Source organism: Binatus soli (SeqCode), assembly GCF_050015535.1.
GTDB classification, from domain to species: domain Bacteria; phylum Desulfobacterota; class Binatia; order Binatales; family Binataceae; genus Binatus; species Binatus soli.
The window spans coordinates 177827-192544 of the sequence record NZ_JBEKBF010000002.1; the positions used below are offsets into that span (position 1 = coordinate 177827).

Annotated in this window: 16 protein-coding genes; 10 read left to right on the forward strand and 6 right to left on the reverse strand. The window is 60.7% G+C overall.

Annotated elements, in window-relative coordinates; all coding sequences use genetic code 11:
• Positions 1-200 precede the first annotated feature (200 nt).
• The 6 genes from ABR989_RS02360 to ABR989_RS02385 all read right to left on the reverse strand — a co-directional run bounded on the left by ABR989_RS02360 (position 201) and on the right by ABR989_RS02385 (position 5718).
• Positions 201-500, reverse strand: a complete 300-nt coding sequence (locus tag ABR989_RS02360; RefSeq protein ID WP_428125490.1) for a hypothetical protein — start codon at positions 498-500, stop codon at positions 201-203.
• 90 nt (positions 501-590) lie between these two features.
• Positions 591-1055, reverse strand: a complete 465-nt coding sequence (locus ABR989_RS02365; RefSeq protein ID WP_428125491.1) for a hypothetical protein — start codon at positions 1053-1055, stop codon at positions 591-593.
• 169 nt (positions 1056-1224) lie between these two features.
• Positions 1225-1929 (reverse strand): putative immunity protein, encoded by a 705-nt coding sequence (locus ABR989_RS02370; protein ID WP_428125492.1) that lies wholly within the window; start codon positions 1927-1929, stop codon positions 1225-1227.
• A gap of 43 nt (positions 1930-1972) precedes the next feature.
• A complete protein-coding gene (locus ABR989_RS02375) occupies positions 1973-2947 on the reverse strand; it encodes a protein NO VEIN domain-containing protein (RefSeq protein WP_428125493.1) in 975 nt (324 codons plus the stop codon).
• 81 nt (positions 2948-3028) lie between these two features.
• The gene (locus ABR989_RS02380; RefSeq protein WP_428125494.1) at positions 3029-4819 is read right to left on the reverse strand and encodes a PQQ-binding-like beta-propeller repeat protein; all 1791 of its coding nucleotides are present in this window, start codon (positions 4817-4819) and stop codon (positions 3029-3031) included.
• A gap of 83 nt (positions 4820-4902) precedes the next feature.
• Positions 4903-5718 carry a type I restriction enzyme HsdR N-terminal domain-containing protein gene (locus ABR989_RS02385; protein ID WP_428125496.1) on the reverse strand — a complete coding sequence of 272 codons (816 nt, stop codon included), beginning with the start codon at positions 5716-5718 and terminating at the stop codon, positions 4903-4905.
• 463 nt (positions 5719-6181) lie between these two features.
• Between ABR989_RS02385 and ABR989_RS02390 the strand changes: the two genes are divergently transcribed.
• The 10 genes from ABR989_RS02390 (at position 6182) to ABR989_RS02435 (ending at position 14707) form a co-directional block, all read left to right on the forward strand.
• On the forward strand, positions 6182-6379 hold the full coding sequence (locus ABR989_RS02390) for a type II toxin-antitoxin system VapB family antitoxin (protein WP_428125497.1): 198 nt from the start codon (positions 6182-6184) through the stop codon (positions 6377-6379).
• Positions 6376-6780, forward strand: coding sequence for a type II toxin-antitoxin system VapC family toxin (vapC, locus tag ABR989_RS02395; protein ID WP_428125498.1), 405 nt, complete (start codon positions 6376-6378; stop codon positions 6778-6780). Before ABR989_RS02390 ends, vapC begins: the two co-directional genes overlap by 4 nt.
• Before the next feature lie 138 nt (positions 6781-6918).
• On the forward strand, positions 6919-7431 hold the full coding sequence (locus ABR989_RS02400) for a nitroreductase family protein (RefSeq protein WP_428125499.1): 513 nt from the start codon (positions 6919-6921) through the stop codon (positions 7429-7431).
• Positions 7432-7470: 39 nt separating this feature from the next.
• Positions 7471-7911: a rhodanese-like domain-containing protein gene (locus ABR989_RS02405; protein WP_428125500.1), complete on the forward strand. Its 441-nt coding sequence runs from the start codon at positions 7471-7473 to the stop codon at positions 7909-7911.
• Positions 7911-8573 (forward strand): cob(I)yrinic acid a,c-diamide adenosyltransferase, encoded by a 663-nt coding sequence (locus ABR989_RS02410; RefSeq protein WP_428125502.1) that lies wholly within the window; start codon positions 7911-7913, stop codon positions 8571-8573. The genes ABR989_RS02405 and ABR989_RS02410 overlap by 1 nt, the downstream gene beginning before the upstream one ends.
• Positions 8574-8590: 17 nt before the next feature.
• Positions 8591-9292 carry an MBL fold metallo-hydrolase gene (locus ABR989_RS02415; RefSeq protein WP_428125503.1) on the forward strand — a complete coding sequence of 234 codons (702 nt, stop codon included), beginning with the start codon at positions 8591-8593 and terminating at the stop codon, positions 9290-9292.
• 34 nt (positions 9293-9326) lie between these two features.
• Positions 9327-11351: an NAD-dependent DNA ligase LigA gene (gene ligA, locus ABR989_RS02420; protein ID WP_428125504.1), complete on the forward strand. Its 2025-nt coding sequence runs from the start codon at positions 9327-9329 to the stop codon at positions 11349-11351.
• A gap of 21 nt (positions 11352-11372) precedes the next feature.
• Complete coding sequence (locus tag ABR989_RS02425) at positions 11373-11666, forward strand: acylphosphatase (protein WP_428125505.1); 294 nt, start codon at positions 11373-11375, stop codon at positions 11664-11666.
• Positions 11667-11806: 140 nt separating this feature from the next.
• Positions 11807-13702 carry a 2-oxoacid:acceptor oxidoreductase subunit alpha gene (locus ABR989_RS02430; RefSeq protein ID WP_428125506.1) on the forward strand — a complete coding sequence of 632 codons (1896 nt, stop codon included), beginning with the start codon at positions 11807-11809 and terminating at the stop codon, positions 13700-13702.
• A gap of 6 nt (positions 13703-13708) precedes the next feature.
• Positions 13709-14707: a 2-oxoacid:ferredoxin oxidoreductase subunit beta gene (locus tag ABR989_RS02435; protein WP_428125507.1), complete on the forward strand. Its 999-nt coding sequence runs from the start codon at positions 13709-13711 to the stop codon at positions 14705-14707.
• The last annotated feature ends 11 nt before the right edge of the window (positions 14708-14718 follow it).

The following is a 14718-nucleotide window of genomic DNA, read 5'->3' on the forward strand; positions in this document are numbered from 1 at the left end:
CCAGCTGGTTCGTCAGCAAAGGCCGCCAGGTCTATGTGACGGCCGTCTTGGTTTGGCCACGCGGCCGTCTTGGTTTGGCCAGCCCCCCGGCTCGTGATCGCCTGAAACCGCTGCTAAATTGCCGCTGACGCTATTAGCTTCGCTTACGATCATCTACGATCAATTAACAATAGGACGCGAAAAAGCCCCGACTTCGGGCCTCACTGGCGGGACAAAACCAGGTAAACGTATCGCTCAGCGCAGTGCAAATGTCGTGCGATTTCGACGGGCGTGAGCATCTCGCGCCGGAGCCTTCCGATCTCTTCGTCTAGCGGCACTAATCGCTGCGGGAAGGTGACGCGGCCTCCGAACGCCGCGCAGACCTTGCGCGCGATCTCTTCGCCGAGCCTCGCGGCCAGCCGTGAAAACGCCGGATCTGCGGCCGCCGGAACATAAATTCTCTCGCCGCCGAGTACCTCGACGACGCGCGCGGCGTCCGCTTGACCGAGCGTTCTGATCAACGCTTCGCGCGAGACCCAGCCACGACTATCGCCCCGCTTTCCCGCCAATCTTGAACCCCACCGCGAGGATCGCTTTTCTGCTCGAAACTTTTATCCGCCCGCCGCGGGCGCATCCGAACTAAAATTCAGCGCGCGCGCCTCGATCTCCGTGGTGAAACCGGCCGAGCGGGAAAGCTTGTGGCGTGCTGTCATGATGAAGTAATTGCCGTCGTAGGTTCCCCACCCGTGGAGCGTGACGATCGCGCCGCCCGTCAGCACGACGTTGCCGGGAATTTCCAGCCGCGTCGTCGCCTGGAGCATGTTGCGGCGATGCAGCTCCGCTTGTGCCTTCAGCGCGGCCTGTTGGCCGTTCTCGCATCGGCGTATCAGTTTGATGGTGTCGCCGGTCGGGACGGGCGGCGAAGCCTCGGCCGTGTGAGTGCTCCTTCTGAAATTTACGCTGTTTTCGCTGGCGCTTTTTCGCAGGCTCGCTTTTCGGCTTTGGCCGTGACACCCGACTATTCGCGCCAGTATTCCTGCTCGGCGACTGCCTGTCGCTGTAATCGCGCGGTCCATCCGAAGTTAACACTGCCCAAGCTTGAACTCTTCGCCCGTGGGCGGCGTGAAGGCTGGAGCGTTTGGGGCAATCAGGCCGCCGCGTAGCCGACTGATTCGTCAGCAAGGGCCATCAAGTCTATGTCACGGGATCAATTGCAGGTTTGCGCCGGCGTTCACAGCCACCCCTTCAGAGCGACGAGCTCCTAAAGCGCGGTTCGATCGTCCGAGAGAAGAGAGCGCGCTGCCAAGCGCGTTCAGCACCGCCTACTGCATTTTTTCCGTCAGCCGCCCAGCCCGCTGTCCAAATCACAAGTACGGCGGCCTCCTCAGCCCGCTCCACAGCGCTGCCCCAGGCCGACATCGCCGCGCATCGCGCGGCGCCGCCGGACCGTGCTGCATCCTCAGCACTGCTTGCCAGAATTAACGCCGATTGGAGTTCTCCTGCCGTAGCCCGATCGCAGGCGTGGTCGCGGGCAACCTGAATCGCTCTGCGGGGCCGATCGTCTCCGGGAAATTCCCTCTCGTAAAGATACAAGACCCGCTCCGCGCAGTCGCAGGCGAACAGGCGCAGATCCGAGCGGAGGTCTCGTACCGCGAGAAGCCGTCTCTCCCTGCTAACCTGAACGAACCCCGTTTCAACATCGCCTTCTGTGGAAATAGGCTCTGAAACCTCCACCAAACATGCAATCGGTCCGTCCGCTTGCAAGAGCGCATCCCAGAGCGTCGGTGATGAACGGTAACCGATCTGGCTTATGGTCTCCCCCTCACCAGCGTCTATCGAGACAGGCGTGTAAGCTCGAATTTCTCCGATGCGCCAGGGGACCGAGTTCCCGGCGATCACATCCTCGTCTGAGTGAAGGTCTTCGTAAGTAAAGTGGTAAGCGCGGAGCATTGCGTCTCTTCTCAAGGAGGAGTGAGTGCCGAGCTTATGGGAGCTATCTCCTATGGGCCCGGTACTCCGTCGGCTCAAGACCAAAGTTGTCGCGCAGTCGCCCCCTTATCCTATAGAACAATGGCGGATGCTGCCCGAAACGGTACACCCTGTAAAGGTAGTAACTGCCGGGATGTTGTTCGGAGCACCTTACCTCCCGCCGTGTTAAGTAGAAGGGGCTGGCGGCGGCACCTCGCGTCGTCTTTACTTCGATACGTATTTCAGCTCCATTCGCGGGGTTGAAGGAAAGTATGTCGTAGCCCTTTTCGTCGCCCCCTTTTTCTATAGCCACGTGTCGAACTCGCTTCTTGAGGTCAATGCGACCTGCGGCCAAAAGACGCGCTTTTTCGTACTTATACACGAGGAGTTCGCCATCGGTCCCGAGTTTAGCGTCGGGAGGCGGCGGTGAGCTTCCGGAGCCGCTAGGCGGTTCGCCTTTCAACTTGGCCTTCTTCGGTGGCGGTTCCTCGCGCAACGCGTCGTCGTAAATCGGCCTTTCGCGCCTGGGCTTTTTGAGGTTGCGTTCAAGCCAGTCGCAAACTTCTTTCTGGCCGACTTTTCTCTCGTTAAACTTATAGATCGCGTGTGTGCTTCCGCCATTGTAGCCCGGTATGTGGCGCGTGAGTTCGTCTGGGAATTGCGGCTTGGACTTAAACGGGGCAAGATTCCTGCGCATTTGATAGTGCAAAGGCGAGCCGTCGTTAGCGTCGATAACCCCGCGCTCTTTTTTCGCCTTCGAGACCACGATGCCCCATCCGACAACAAATCTCTTGCGTCCGTGCGCGACCAGAACAATGTCCTGTTCATTGACCCTGTCGGCAAACCACTCACCGCCACGCCCATGTCGCTTCCTGGCCTTGGGTCCGTATCCCATGAACGCGGCTTTCTCGCGCGGAATCACCTCAAGCCACTGATTGAGGGTTCCCGAACCACTGCCATTGACATTCGGCGAGACTACCCAAAACTGCCGTTGCCTCATCGTCCCTCTCCTGAACTTGATTCGATGTGACTGTACGGGTGCTGTTACCCGCGCTCAATCGCGCCTTTCCTTCGGCCAAGCTCAGGGGGCGGGCTTTCCGCCGCCTTTGAGTGGAATCCGGCCGCCGGACGGCTTTTCGACCTCGGCGTCGGTCGTAACGATAAGCTGGCCGGGGTCGCTCTCGCCCTTTGTCACCGCCGACGGCGTGAACTTGATCGCAATCGAACATGAATGCCCGGCCCCAAGCAGTTGCCCCACAAAGCAGGTCGATGTCGCCGTGTCCCAGGCATAGTCATTGCCACTGACGGAAATGCCCTCGATCAGCACCTGCGACTTGTTCGCCTTCTTCGCACTGATTTTCCCGGACTTCACAGTCGTTGAGCCGACCCGTCGCCTTCCGAAGCCAATCTGTGCGGGCGAAATCACGATTGTGGCGGCAACCGGCGTCACGGTCGCGGTCGGGGTAGCGGTGAGCGTCGCGGTTGGCGTCGCCGTCGGAGTTGAGGTTGCGGTCGCGGTCGCCGTTGCGGTGGCCGTTGCCGTCGCAGTCGGCGTCGCGGTAACAGTAGCCGTTGGAGTTGCAGTCTGAGTCGCCGTGGCCGTGGCGGTCGCTGTCCGCGTCGCGGTAGCAGTCGGCGACACAGTTGCGGTCGCGGTCGGGCTTGGGATGCCCACCGCGTAGAGGTAAGCGCCTAACGAGGGGTTGTCCAGAGAGGCGATGTAAATGGTCCCATCGGCGCTGATCGCCGGTGAGGAGTACCGAAAATCGCTATTGCCGGTCGCGAACGTCCACTTTTCTATGGCACCGCTGGTGCCGTTATCGGTCACCGCATAGAGGGTGCCCCCGGAACCGACGTAAATGGTCCCGTCGGCGCCGACCGCCGGCGAGGAGTCCGTACTATAGCCGATGTTAAATGCCCACTTCTGCGTGACAGTGACTTGTCCTCCGTCGGTCAACGCGTACAGGTAGCCGTCCGCCGCGGAGGCGACGTAGATGGTCCCATCAGCGCCGATCGCCGGCGAGGAGTCACCCCCACAGTTTGGAAACGCCCACTTCTGCGTGACAGTGCCTTGCCCTCCGTCGGTCAACGCGTAGAGGTGGCCGTCTTCGGAGTCGACGTAAATCGTCCCATCGGCGGCGATCGCCGGCGAGGAGTTGATACCATAACCCGCGGTGGCGTCGAACTCCCACTTCAGCGTGCCGTCGGGGTTGACCGCTAAGAGAGCGCCGAAATAGTAGCCGAAATAGACGGTCCCGTCAGTGCCGATCGCTGGCGAGGAGTACACAGGCCCGCTGTCAAACCACCACTTCTGGCTGCCGTCGGGATTGACCGCGTAGAGGCCATCATAAGAGCCGACGTAAATGGTCCCATCAGACCCGATCGCTGGCGAGGATTCCACAAAAGGGAGGGAACCCCAGCTTGAGAACGCCCACTTCAGCGTGCCGTCGGGATTGACCGCGTAGAGGTAGTCCTCAGAGGCGACGTAAATGGTCCCATCGGCGCCGATCGCTGGCGTGGATTCCACGAAACCACCATCGACACTTGAGAACGCCCACTTCAGCGTGCCGTCAGGATTGACCGCATCGAGGCTGGCCAGAGAGCCGACGTAAATGGTCCCATCAGAGCCGATCGCCGCCGAGGCCCACATCGCAGTATCCGTTTCAAGCGCCCACTTCTGCAAGCCGGGGTTGGCGCTGGTGTCATATGGGCTAAGCCCGGTATGCGCGAGATTGTAACGGAACATCGGCCACGGCGCGGTGGCCAACTGCGCGTGCGATATGCTCAGGGCCGCGACGGCCATAATCGCAAACGCGGCGACGCCCAACATCGCGATCGCGCCAATCCGGATTCCCCCCCCGGACTCCCTCATCGCTCCTTCCTCCCTGGTTGGGTTGCTGATTCGCCTTCACCCGCTTAGCTGGCGTCGTCACGAAAGCTCGCGCCTAACAGTATCTATTGGGACTTCTGCGGCTTCTCCCCTTCGAGATGAGCACTGGGAGACTGCTCAGTTGTCGGCGTACGGTTCGAGTCTGCGATTTCAACGACCGCCTTGCCTGCTGCTGCGTCTCCTGGCCGTTTAGGCTTGTGTTGATGGTGTCGGAGCTTAGGCGGCCCGATTTTTTCCCTTGCATCATCCGAGAATAGGTCGTGAATAGCACCGGCAATATCTTCGACATCAAGAAGAACTCCTTCAGAGTTATGAATCTTGCGCCGCATGAGGGAGAGCACCTGCTCGTCGAAAAGGAACCGACCGACCGATTCCGGGTTCAATGCCGCAGTCCTCTCCCAAAAAGCTTCTTGTTCTCCCTTCTTGATAGCCTGTTTATGAAGCAATGCTAATCGCTCTGCGTTCGCGTCGAAACTTGCGTCGGACAGATCGATGGAAAACGCTTTCTCGTAGTCAATGCCGTCATCGAATGTCAGATGGTACAAGTTCCAAACCACGCCGTTCGTCAAAACGACCCAGTGAAAATTGTTCTCGGACGCATACAGTTCTGCCTGCTCGACATGGCGGTCTCGCAGTTTCTCGCCTGCGGCTTTGGCTTCTACGAGCAACTTAGTCACACCGTCAAGCTTTAAGACGATGTCAACGAACTTATTCTTGAGATGAGCCTCACGGCTAAGTTCGCCTATGGCGTCCCACCCAAGAACACCTTCGAAAATCCTGATGAGGAGCAATACCGTGTCCGCCTCGTTCAGGCTGTCCTTTTGTGCTTGTAGAAGATACGGGAGCATCTTCTTGAGAGGTTTCCTGATATCGATCGGCATTGGTTTTTTTCCTGAGCTCCCCAAGCGATGGCTTATGAAAGCATTCTCCCCAGAATTCCCATTTTGAATCCTGATTCACTCTCGCACCAACACCAGCGGCTTGCAAACGCGGAGGTTCGAGCCCGGTGTTGAGTCCAGGAGGCTTCCCGACGACCTCAACTTTTGCCTTTCGTCCTCGCCCAAAACGCCCCAATAGAGCCGTGTCTTCAATGGCTTAACCATTCCTCAAAACTTTCGGTTGATAATATTTCGTTCCGCTGTAAGCACCATCCGTGAGTTTCTCGTACCCGTAGCGACCCGGCGCTTGGTCCGCCGGAGCAGACGGAGGGAACTTCCGACGAATGGCTTCGACACCTTACCAGGGCAGGCGCCGGCCGCCGCTCCACCTCTGCGCGGCCTGCCGCACGATCCCGCAACGCGATTTATTCTTTTCCAATACACGAATATGGTGTAAGATAGGTGTATGAGAACCAACATCAACATTGATGATCGGCTTTTGTCGCAAGCCCGCAAGCTGACCCGCCTGCGCACCAAACGCGAGGTCGTGCAGCGCGCACTCGAATTGCTGGTCGAGACAGAAACGCGCAAAGACATCCTGCGCTATCGCGGCAGCGGCGTTTGGCAGGGCGATTTGAAAGCCATGCGCAGGAACCGCATTTGATCTTGGTCGACAGTTCGGTCTGGATTGACTTTCTCAACCGCAATCGCGGACGCGCGGGCGACGAGTTGGAACGTTTGATCCGCTCGGGCGCACCGCTGGTGCTGGCGGGCGTGATCGTGACCGAGGTTCTGCAGGGCCTCAGACGCGATGTGGCCGAGATCGCGCGGCTTTTGGCCGGCTGGCCTCTGATCGAGCCGGGCGGGTTCGCCACCTACGCAGCCGCCGCCAGCATCTTTCGCCAGGCTCGCCGGCGAGGCCTGACCCTGTCCACCGTGGACGCCTTGCTGGCTTGTCTCGCCATCGAGTATCAGGCCGCCTTGTTCACCCTCGACAAGGACTTCGAGCGTCTCGCCTTCCCCGGCTTGCGGTTGCACCATCCCGGCGACACTGGCCGCACCTGAGGCCAGTCAGATTTTGCTCTTGCGCTAAAGGCGCATCGCTCGGCGCTCTCCCCGAATCGAACTGGATTCAACGGCCGATTGATACTACAAGTTTGTTCCGCTGCCTGACGAACGAAATTTCAGATGGAGGCGCTATCCATGGACGCTTTTGAAGCGATTCTCTCCCGCCGGGTGCAGCGCGCGTTCTCGGACAAACCGGTGGAGCCCGAAAAACTCTCGAAGATCGTCGAGGCCGGGCGCCATGCGATGAGTGCGCGCAACATGCAGCCGTGGCAGTTTGTCGTGATTCAAAATCCCGACCGGCTTAAAGAGATTGGTGCGCTATGCTCGACGGGCCGCTTCGTTGCCGAGGCGCCATCGGCGATCGTGGTGCTCAAGGACGTCGCCAACGCGCGGTGGGCCGACGTGGATTGCGGGCAGGCCGTGCAGAACATGGCAAACGCGGGATGGGCACTGGGCCTCGGCACTTGCTGGGTCGGCAACTTCGACGGGGCGAAGATTGGCGCGCTGCTTGGCGTCAAGGACGGATGGGCAGTGTTCACGATTCTGCCGTTCGGCTACAGCGACCCGAAGAATCCACCGCAGGCGCGGCCGCTCAAACCGCGGAGCGAGATGGTGCATTATGAGCGCGTGGGAAATCCCAAGCCGTGACGATCTGGTAGACTCTTAACGCTGAAAAAAGGTTTTGCGATGGCGATAAAACAGCAAATTCCACCCGAAGCGTACGCAACGTTGCAGGCTAATCCCGACGCGCTCTATCTCGACGTCCGCACCGAAGGAGAATTTGCGGCCGGACACGCGGCCGGCGCGATCAATATCCCGGTCATGGTTGCCAAGGGCCCGGGGCAGATGCAGTTGAATCTCGACTTTGTCGAGGTCGCCGAGAAGGTAATTCCGCGCGGCAAGAAACTCGTCGTCGGATGCATGGTGGGCGGACGTTCGCAGCGCGCGTGCGAGATGCTCGAAGAGGCCGGATTCACCGATCTGACCAACGTGGTCGGCGGCTTTGGTGGCCAGCGCGACGCGTCGGGGCAGGTGGTCGTCGCGGGATGGAGAGACGCGGGACTGCCGGTGACGACCGAGCTGGGCGACGCCGCCTACGCGGCGCAGCGGACCAAGGCGGGCCTGTAATGGCGATACGCCTGACCCGGATTTACACACGCACGGGCGACAAGGGGAATACGGCGCTGGTCGGCGGCAGGCGCGTGCCCAAGGAGAGCGCGCGGCTGGAGGCCTATGGAACGACCGATGAGCTGAATTCGATTATCGGAATCGTTCGCACCTACCTGCCGCAATATCGCGACGGGTTCGGCGCCGACTTCGAGTCATATTCGGACATCCTGCGGCGGATACAAAACGAATTGTTCGACGTCGGCAGCGAACTCGCCACGCCGCCCGACGGCGAATATCCGCAGATGCACAAGATGGGCGCCGGCGAGATCAAGCGGCTCGAAGAAGAGATGGACGCGATGGAGAAGGAGCTGGAGGGGCTTAAATCTTTCACGCTTCCCGGCGGCGGCGTGCTCAACGCGTTCCTGCATCAGGCGCGCACGGTGTGCAGGCGTGCGGAGCGCGAATGCTGGCGGCTGAAGCGCGAGGAAGACATCAGCGACAATCTCATCATCTATGTGAACCGGCTGAGCGATCATCTGTTCGTGCAGTCGCGATGGGTTGCGAAGCGGCTCGGCGAGCCCGAATTTCTGTGGGACCGGGCGCTGCGGATCGAGGAGAATAAGAAGACGGCGCGCGCGGCGAAGAGTAAGCCGAGCCGCGGCGGCAGCGTGAAATCCTGAGTGAGGGAAATTTGGCGATGGCTGAATCCAGCGAAAGGAAAATCTATCTTCGACAGGCTCAGGTCGGCCCGATGGCGAATTTTGTGTACCTGATCGGCGATCCGGTCACGCGCAAGCTCGCGGTCGTCGATCCCGCATGGGAGGTCGATGCGATACGCACATTTGCCGAGGGGGAAGGTTACCAGATCGACAAAATCCTGCTGACGCACTATCACCCCGATCATCTGGGCGGGCACATGATGGGCCAGAATATCGAGGGCGCCGCCAAGCTGCTCGAACACGTGAAGGTCAAGGTCTATGTGAACAAGCACGAGGCTGGCGGGGTGAAGCAGGTCGCGGGATTGTCGGACTCCGACATGGTCAAGGTCGATGCGGGCGACACGGTCAAAGTCGGCGAGCTCGAGGTGAAGTTCCTGCATACTCCCGGGCATACGCCGGGCTCGCAATGCTTCCTGGTCGAGGGCAACCTGATTTCCGGCGACACGCTGTTCGTGAACTCGTGCGGACGGGTGGACCTGCCGGATTCGGATCCCGAGGCGATGTATCACAGCCTGAACGATACGCTGCGCAATCTCGACGACTCGACGGTGGTGTATCCGGGGCACGCGTACTCGTCGGAATCGAGCACGACGATCGGCGATCAGAAGCGTCACAACATGTACATGCGATTCCCTACGCTCGACGATTTTCTCGAAGCGATGGGCTACCCGCGCCGCTAGCCGGGGATTCGCGCAAGGGTCGTGAACTCCAGCCATGCGTGAGGATTCGCACAAGCTCGCCGCGCAAGCCGAAAAGCTGCGCGACGAGATCGACCGCGCCAACTATCGCTACTACGTCCTCGACGATCCGGAAATTTCCGACGCCGAATACGACAAGCTGATGCGCCGGCTCCAGGCGCTCGAACGGGAGCATCCCGCGCTTGCCACGCCCGATTCGCCCACGCAGCGGGTGGGTGCGGCGCCGAGCGAAAAATTCGGCGCCGTGGCGCATCGGCGGCCGATGATGTCGCTCGCCAACGCGATGGACGCCGAGGAGATGCGCGAGTTCGACAAACGCGTCAAGCGGCTGCTGAAATCCGACGCCGAAATCGAGTACGTTGCCGAGATCAAGCTCGACGGACTCGGTATCGAGCTGGTTTACGAAGACGGGCGGTTGATCGTCGGCTCGACCCGCGGCGACGGAATCAACGGCGAGGACGTCACCCAGAATATCCGCACGATCAAGAGCGTGCCGCTCAGATTGCGCCGTCCCGAGCACGGCAAAATCCCGCGCCTCCTCGAAGTGCGCGGCGAAGTGATTATTCCGCGGACCGGGTTTGCAAGGTTGAACCAGGAGCGCGACGAGGCCGGCGAGCCGGTGTTCGCCAATCCGCGCAACGCAGCGGCGGGAGCGCTTCGCCAGCTCGATCCAAAGATCACCGCGTCGCGGCCGCTCGACGTTTTCCTGTACGCCCCTGGCGTGATCGAGGGCGTCGCGTTCAAATCGCAGTGGGAATTTCTGCAAGGGATCAAAGCGCTGGGGTTGCGCGTGAATCCGTTGTCGCGCGTATCCGGGGGCATCGACGCGATCCTCGGATACTGGAACGAAATCACCGAAAAACGGCACGCGCTGGACTACGAGGCCGATGGCGTGGTGGCCAAGGTGAACTCGTACGCGCTCCAGGAACAGCTCGGCGAGGTGTCGCGTTCGCCACGCTGGGCGATTGCCTACAAGTTCAAGGCGCAGCAGGCGGAGACGGTGGTCGAGAAGATCGACGTGCAGGTCGGCAGAATCGGCTCACTCACGCCGGTCGGAAAACTTCGTCCCGTGCAGCTCGCCGGCGTGACGATTTCGAATACTTCGCTGCACAACCTAGACGAGATCAGGCGCAAGGACATCCGCGAGCGCGACACCGTGCTGATCGAGCGCGCCGGCGACGTGATTCCGTACGTCATTCGGGTCACCAGGGAAGCGCATCCGCGCGCGAAGCCGTTTGAGATGCCCACCCATTGCCCGGAATGCGGCGCGGCGATCGTCCACGAGGAGGGCGAGGTCGGTTACTTCTGCGTCAATGCGAATTGCCCGGCGCGGATGCGCGAATCGATTCGCCATTTCGCGTCGAAGGGCTGCCTCGATATCGAAGGGCTGGGCGACAAGCTGGTCGCGCAACTCGTCGAGAAGGGGTTGGTGAAGGAGATGGACGATCTATTCGGGCTGACCAGGGAGCAACTCGCCGGGCTCGAGCGAATGGCCGACAAGAGCGCGCACAACGTGCTGGACGCGATTGCGGCGGCGCGCAAGACTTCGCTCGACAGGTTTATCAACGGGCTTGGGATACGGCACGTCGGCGAGCATACCGCCCGTCAACTGGCGTTGAAGTTCAAGACGATGGACGCGCTGGCGACCGCCTCGGAGGACGATTTGCTCGGCGTGCGCGATATCGGGACGGAAGTAGCGCACAGCATCCGCGACTACTTCGACGAGCCCCGAAATCTGAAGACCGTCAAGCGGCTGATCAAAATCCTGGATGTCGAAGCGCCGGCCCAGGTCGAGGGGCGCGGCCCAATCCGCGACAAGACGTTCGTGCTGACCGGGACGCTCGAATCGATGACGCGGGAGGAGGCCGAGCGCGAAATCATGGCGGCAGGGGGGCGAGTCACGTCGTCGGTCAGCCGCAAGACGGACTTCGTGGTCGCGGGCGCGGAGCCGGGCTCGAAGCTGAAGAAGGCAAAGGACTTGGGAGTGAGGGTGCTCGACGAGAAAGGGCTCGCGTCGATTCTTGCGGGCGAATCGTCCTGACTTGGGCGAGGTATTGGAGGCATGACGACTCAAAAACAATCGGGTCGCGCCAGGCTGCATCTGATAATCAGCGGGCGGGTGCAGGGAGTCGGCTTTCGATTCTCGGCCTACGACCAGGCAAACGATCTCGCGCTTGCCGGATGGGCGCGCAATCTCCCGGGCGGCGAGGTCGAAATCGTCGCGGAAGGCAGCAAGGAGAGTTTGCAGATTTTCGCGGCGTGGGCGCATCTGGGCACGCCGTCGGCGCATGTAACTGAGGTACGCGAAGACTGTCTGGATTTTATGGGGGAATTCACCGAGTTTCGGATTCGCTGATGGGGCGGGCAGAAAAGTGGGGCTTTAACGGCCCGGTTAGATTAGCTATGCTTTAAACCCGCGTGTTTGAATATTTGTCGGACTTCGAGATATCGGAGTAATTTTCAATCAGGCTCTAACCACAAGGAGATTGGACTGAGATGGCTGTACCACCTGAGGCGGCTGAGCAAGCTGCCGAGTCGCATGAATCCGCCGCGTCCGCGCCCAAGCCGCATCTGAAGCGCGACCATGTCGTTATCCGGTTTGCGGGCGACTCGGGCGATGGAATGCAGTTGACGGGGATGCAATTCACGTCGGAATCGGCGCTGGCCGGTAACGACATAGCAACACTGCCCGACTATCCCGCTGAAATCCGCGCGCCGCAGGGTACGCTGGCCGGGGTCAGCGGCTTTCAGCTGAATTTTTCAAGCAACGAGGTCTTCACCCCCGGCGACGAGCCCAACGTGCTGGTCGCGATGAATCCCGCGGCGCTGCGGACCAACGTCGAGGATCTTCAGCCCAACGCCGTCATAATCGTGGACCGCGAGGCGTTCAACGAATCCAACATCAAGCGCGCCGGCTACGCGAGCAATCCGCTGACGGATCATTCGCTCGACAAATTCCAGGTGATCGAAGTCGATGTGAGCAAGCTCACGTCGCTGGCGGTGCACGGGCTGGGGCTCAATAATCGCGCGGCGTTCCGATGCCGCAACATGTTCGTGCTCGGGATGCTGTCGTGGCTGTTTCAGCGGCCGATCGACAGCACGATCGTCTCCCTCAAGAACCGCTTCAAGAAGGCGCCCGAACTGATCGAGGCCAATATTCGCGTGCTCACGGCCGGGTACAACTACGGCGAGACGACCGAGATGTTCGCGAGTTCGTACGAGGTGCCTGCCGCGCGAATCGCCCCCGGCCTCTATCGCAATATCACGGGCAATAGCGCGACCGCGCTGGGTTTCGTGGCGGCCGCGGTAAAGGCAGGTCGTCCGCTGTTTCTGGGCTCGTATCCGATTACCCCCGCCAGCGATATCCTGCACGACCTCTCGGGCTACAAGAATTTCCCGGTCTATACTTTCCAGGCCGAGGACGAGATCGCCGGCGTATGCTCGGCGATTGGCGCGGCATTCGGCGGAGCGATCGCAATCACCACGACTTCGGGCCCCGGCATGGACTTGAAGGCCGAGGCGGTCGGGCTGGCAATGAAGGTTGAGCTGCCGATCGTGATTACCGACGTCCAGCGCGCCGGACCGTCCACCGGGATGCCGACCAAGCCCGAGCAGGCCGATTTGCTGCAGTCGATGTACGGACGCCATGGCGAGGCGCCAGTTCCGATTATCGCGGCCTCGACGCCGGCCGACTGCTTCGATTGCGCATACGAGGCGGTGCGAATCGCGGTCAAGTACATGACGCCGGTCATCCTGCTCACCGACGGCCAGTTGGCCAACGGTGCGGAGCCGTGGCTGCTGCCCGACCCGGAGCAGCTTGCGCCGATCAAAGTTGAATTTGCGACCAATCCAGAGGGTTTCTTGCCCTACGCCCGCGATGCGGAAACGTTGTCGCGTCCGTGGGCGGTGCCGGGAACCAAGGGTCTCGAGCATCGCATCGGAGGGCTGTCGGGCGAAAACCTGACCGGCAACGTGAGCCATTCGCCGGCCAACAACGAGCTGATGGTGCGGACGCGGGCGCGCAAGATTGCCGGTATCGTGCGCGAGATTCCGCCGACCGAAGTGTTCGGCGATGCCGGCGGCGGCGACCTGGTCGTGCTCGGATGGGGCTCGAGCTTCGGTCCGATTCGCGAAGCCGTCAAGCATGTGCGCGCCAAGGGCAAGAAAGTCTCGCACGTGCATCTGCGCTACCTGAATCCTCTGCCCCGCGACCTGGGCGAGACGCTCAAGCGTTTCAAGCAGGTGATGGTCGCGGAAATGAACATGGGACAACTGCTCAAGCTGATCCGCGCCGAATACCTGATCGACGCCTTCGGATTCAACAAAATCCAGGGCCGTCCGTTCAAAGTCAGCGAGATGGAAAACCGCATCAACCGGGTACTGGAGGGCTGATCGAAAATGGCAACCGTTCTTAACCGCAAGGATTTCGTCTCCGACCAGGAAGTGCGCTGGTGCCCCGGATGCGGCGACTACGCGATTCTGGCCGCGGTGCAAAAGACGATGCCCGAGTTCGGCATCGCGCCGGAGAATACGGTCTTCATCTCAGGGATCGGATGCTCGAGCCGGTTTCCGTACTACATGAATACCTACGGCTTCCACACCATTCACGGCCGCGCGCCGGCGATCGCCACGGGGCTTAAAATTTCACGGCCCGATCTCGACGTGTGGGTGGTGACCGGCGATGGCGACGGGCTCTCGATCGGGGGCAATCATCTAATCCACACGCTCAGGCGCAACGTCGATATAAAGATTCTGCTCTTCAACAATCGAATCTACGGACTCACCAAGGGCCAATACTCGCCGACCTCGGAAGTGGGCAAAATTACCAAGTCCACGCCGGCCGGTTCGGTTGATTTTCCGTTCAATCCGATTACGGTGGCGCTCGGCACGCATGGGACCTTCGTTGCGCGCTCGATCGACATCGAGCAGAAGCATCTCGGCGAGATGCTCAAGCGCGCGCATGCGCATCGCGGCACGTCGTTCATCGAGATTCTGCAGAACTGCAGCATCTTCAACGAGGGCGCTTTCAACGATGTCACCGACAAAGCGCTCAAGGCGGACCATCAGCTGGTTCTCGAGCACGGCAAACCGCTCATCTTCGGCAAGAATCGCGACATGGGAATCAGGATGAACGGAATGCGCCCCGAGGCAGTGCGCCTGAGCGCAACCGTCACGGAGAAGGACCTCGTCGTGCACGACGAGACCAATCTCTCGCTGGCGTTCATGCTTGGCCACTTCGAGCCTCCTCTGCCGACCCCGGTGGGAGTGTTCTACGCGGTGTCGCAGCCGACTTACGACGGAGCTGTCAACCAGCAGCTCGCGGACGCCAAGGCCAAGCAGGGCGCGGGCGACTTGAAGGAGCTGCTGAGCAAGGGCGATACCTGGACCGTGAACTGATCCGCGAACAT

Coding starts and splice junctions, on each gene's coding strand:
- ABR989_RS02365 (WP_428125491.1), bottom strand. CDS start 1,055: ATGGACCGCGCGATTACAGCGACAGGCAGTCGCCGAGCAGGAATACTG.
- ABR989_RS02370 (WP_428125492.1), bottom strand. CDS start 1,929: ATGCTCCGCGCTTACCACTTTACTTACGAAGACCTTCACTCAGACGAG.
- ABR989_RS02375 (WP_428125493.1), bottom strand. CDS start 2,947: ATGAGGCAACGGCAGTTTTGGGTAGTCTCGCCGAATGTCAATGGCAGT.
- ABR989_RS02380 (WP_428125494.1), bottom strand. CDS start 4,819: ATGAGGGAGTCCGGGGGGGGAATCCGGATTGGCGCGATCGCGATGTTG.
- ABR989_RS02385 (WP_428125496.1), bottom strand. CDS start 5,718: ATGCCGATCGATATCAGGAAACCTCTCAAGAAGATGCTCCCGTATCTT.
- ABR989_RS02390 (WP_428125497.1), top strand. CDS start 6,182: ATGAGAACCAACATCAACATTGATGATCGGCTTTTGTCGCAAGCCCGC.
- ABR989_RS02400 (WP_428125499.1), top strand. CDS start 6,919: ATGGACGCTTTTGAAGCGATTCTCTCCCGCCGGGTGCAGCGCGCGTTC.
- ABR989_RS02405 (WP_428125500.1), top strand. CDS start 7,471: ATGGCGATAAAACAGCAAATTCCACCCGAAGCGTACGCAACGTTGCAG.
- ABR989_RS02410 (WP_428125502.1), top strand. CDS start 7,911: ATGGCGATACGCCTGACCCGGATTTACACACGCACGGGCGACAAGGGG.
- ABR989_RS02415 (WP_428125503.1), top strand. CDS start 8,591: ATGGCTGAATCCAGCGAAAGGAAAATCTATCTTCGACAGGCTCAGGTC.
- ligA (WP_428125504.1), top strand. CDS start 9,327: ATGCGTGAGGATTCGCACAAGCTCGCCGCGCAAGCCGAAAAGCTGCGC.
- ABR989_RS02425 (WP_428125505.1), top strand. CDS start 11,373: ATGACGACTCAAAAACAATCGGGTCGCGCCAGGCTGCATCTGATAATC.
- ABR989_RS02430 (WP_428125506.1), top strand. CDS start 11,807: ATGGCTGTACCACCTGAGGCGGCTGAGCAAGCTGCCGAGTCGCATGAA.
- ABR989_RS02435 (WP_428125507.1), top strand. CDS start 13,709: ATGGCAACCGTTCTTAACCGCAAGGATTTCGTCTCCGACCAGGAAGTG.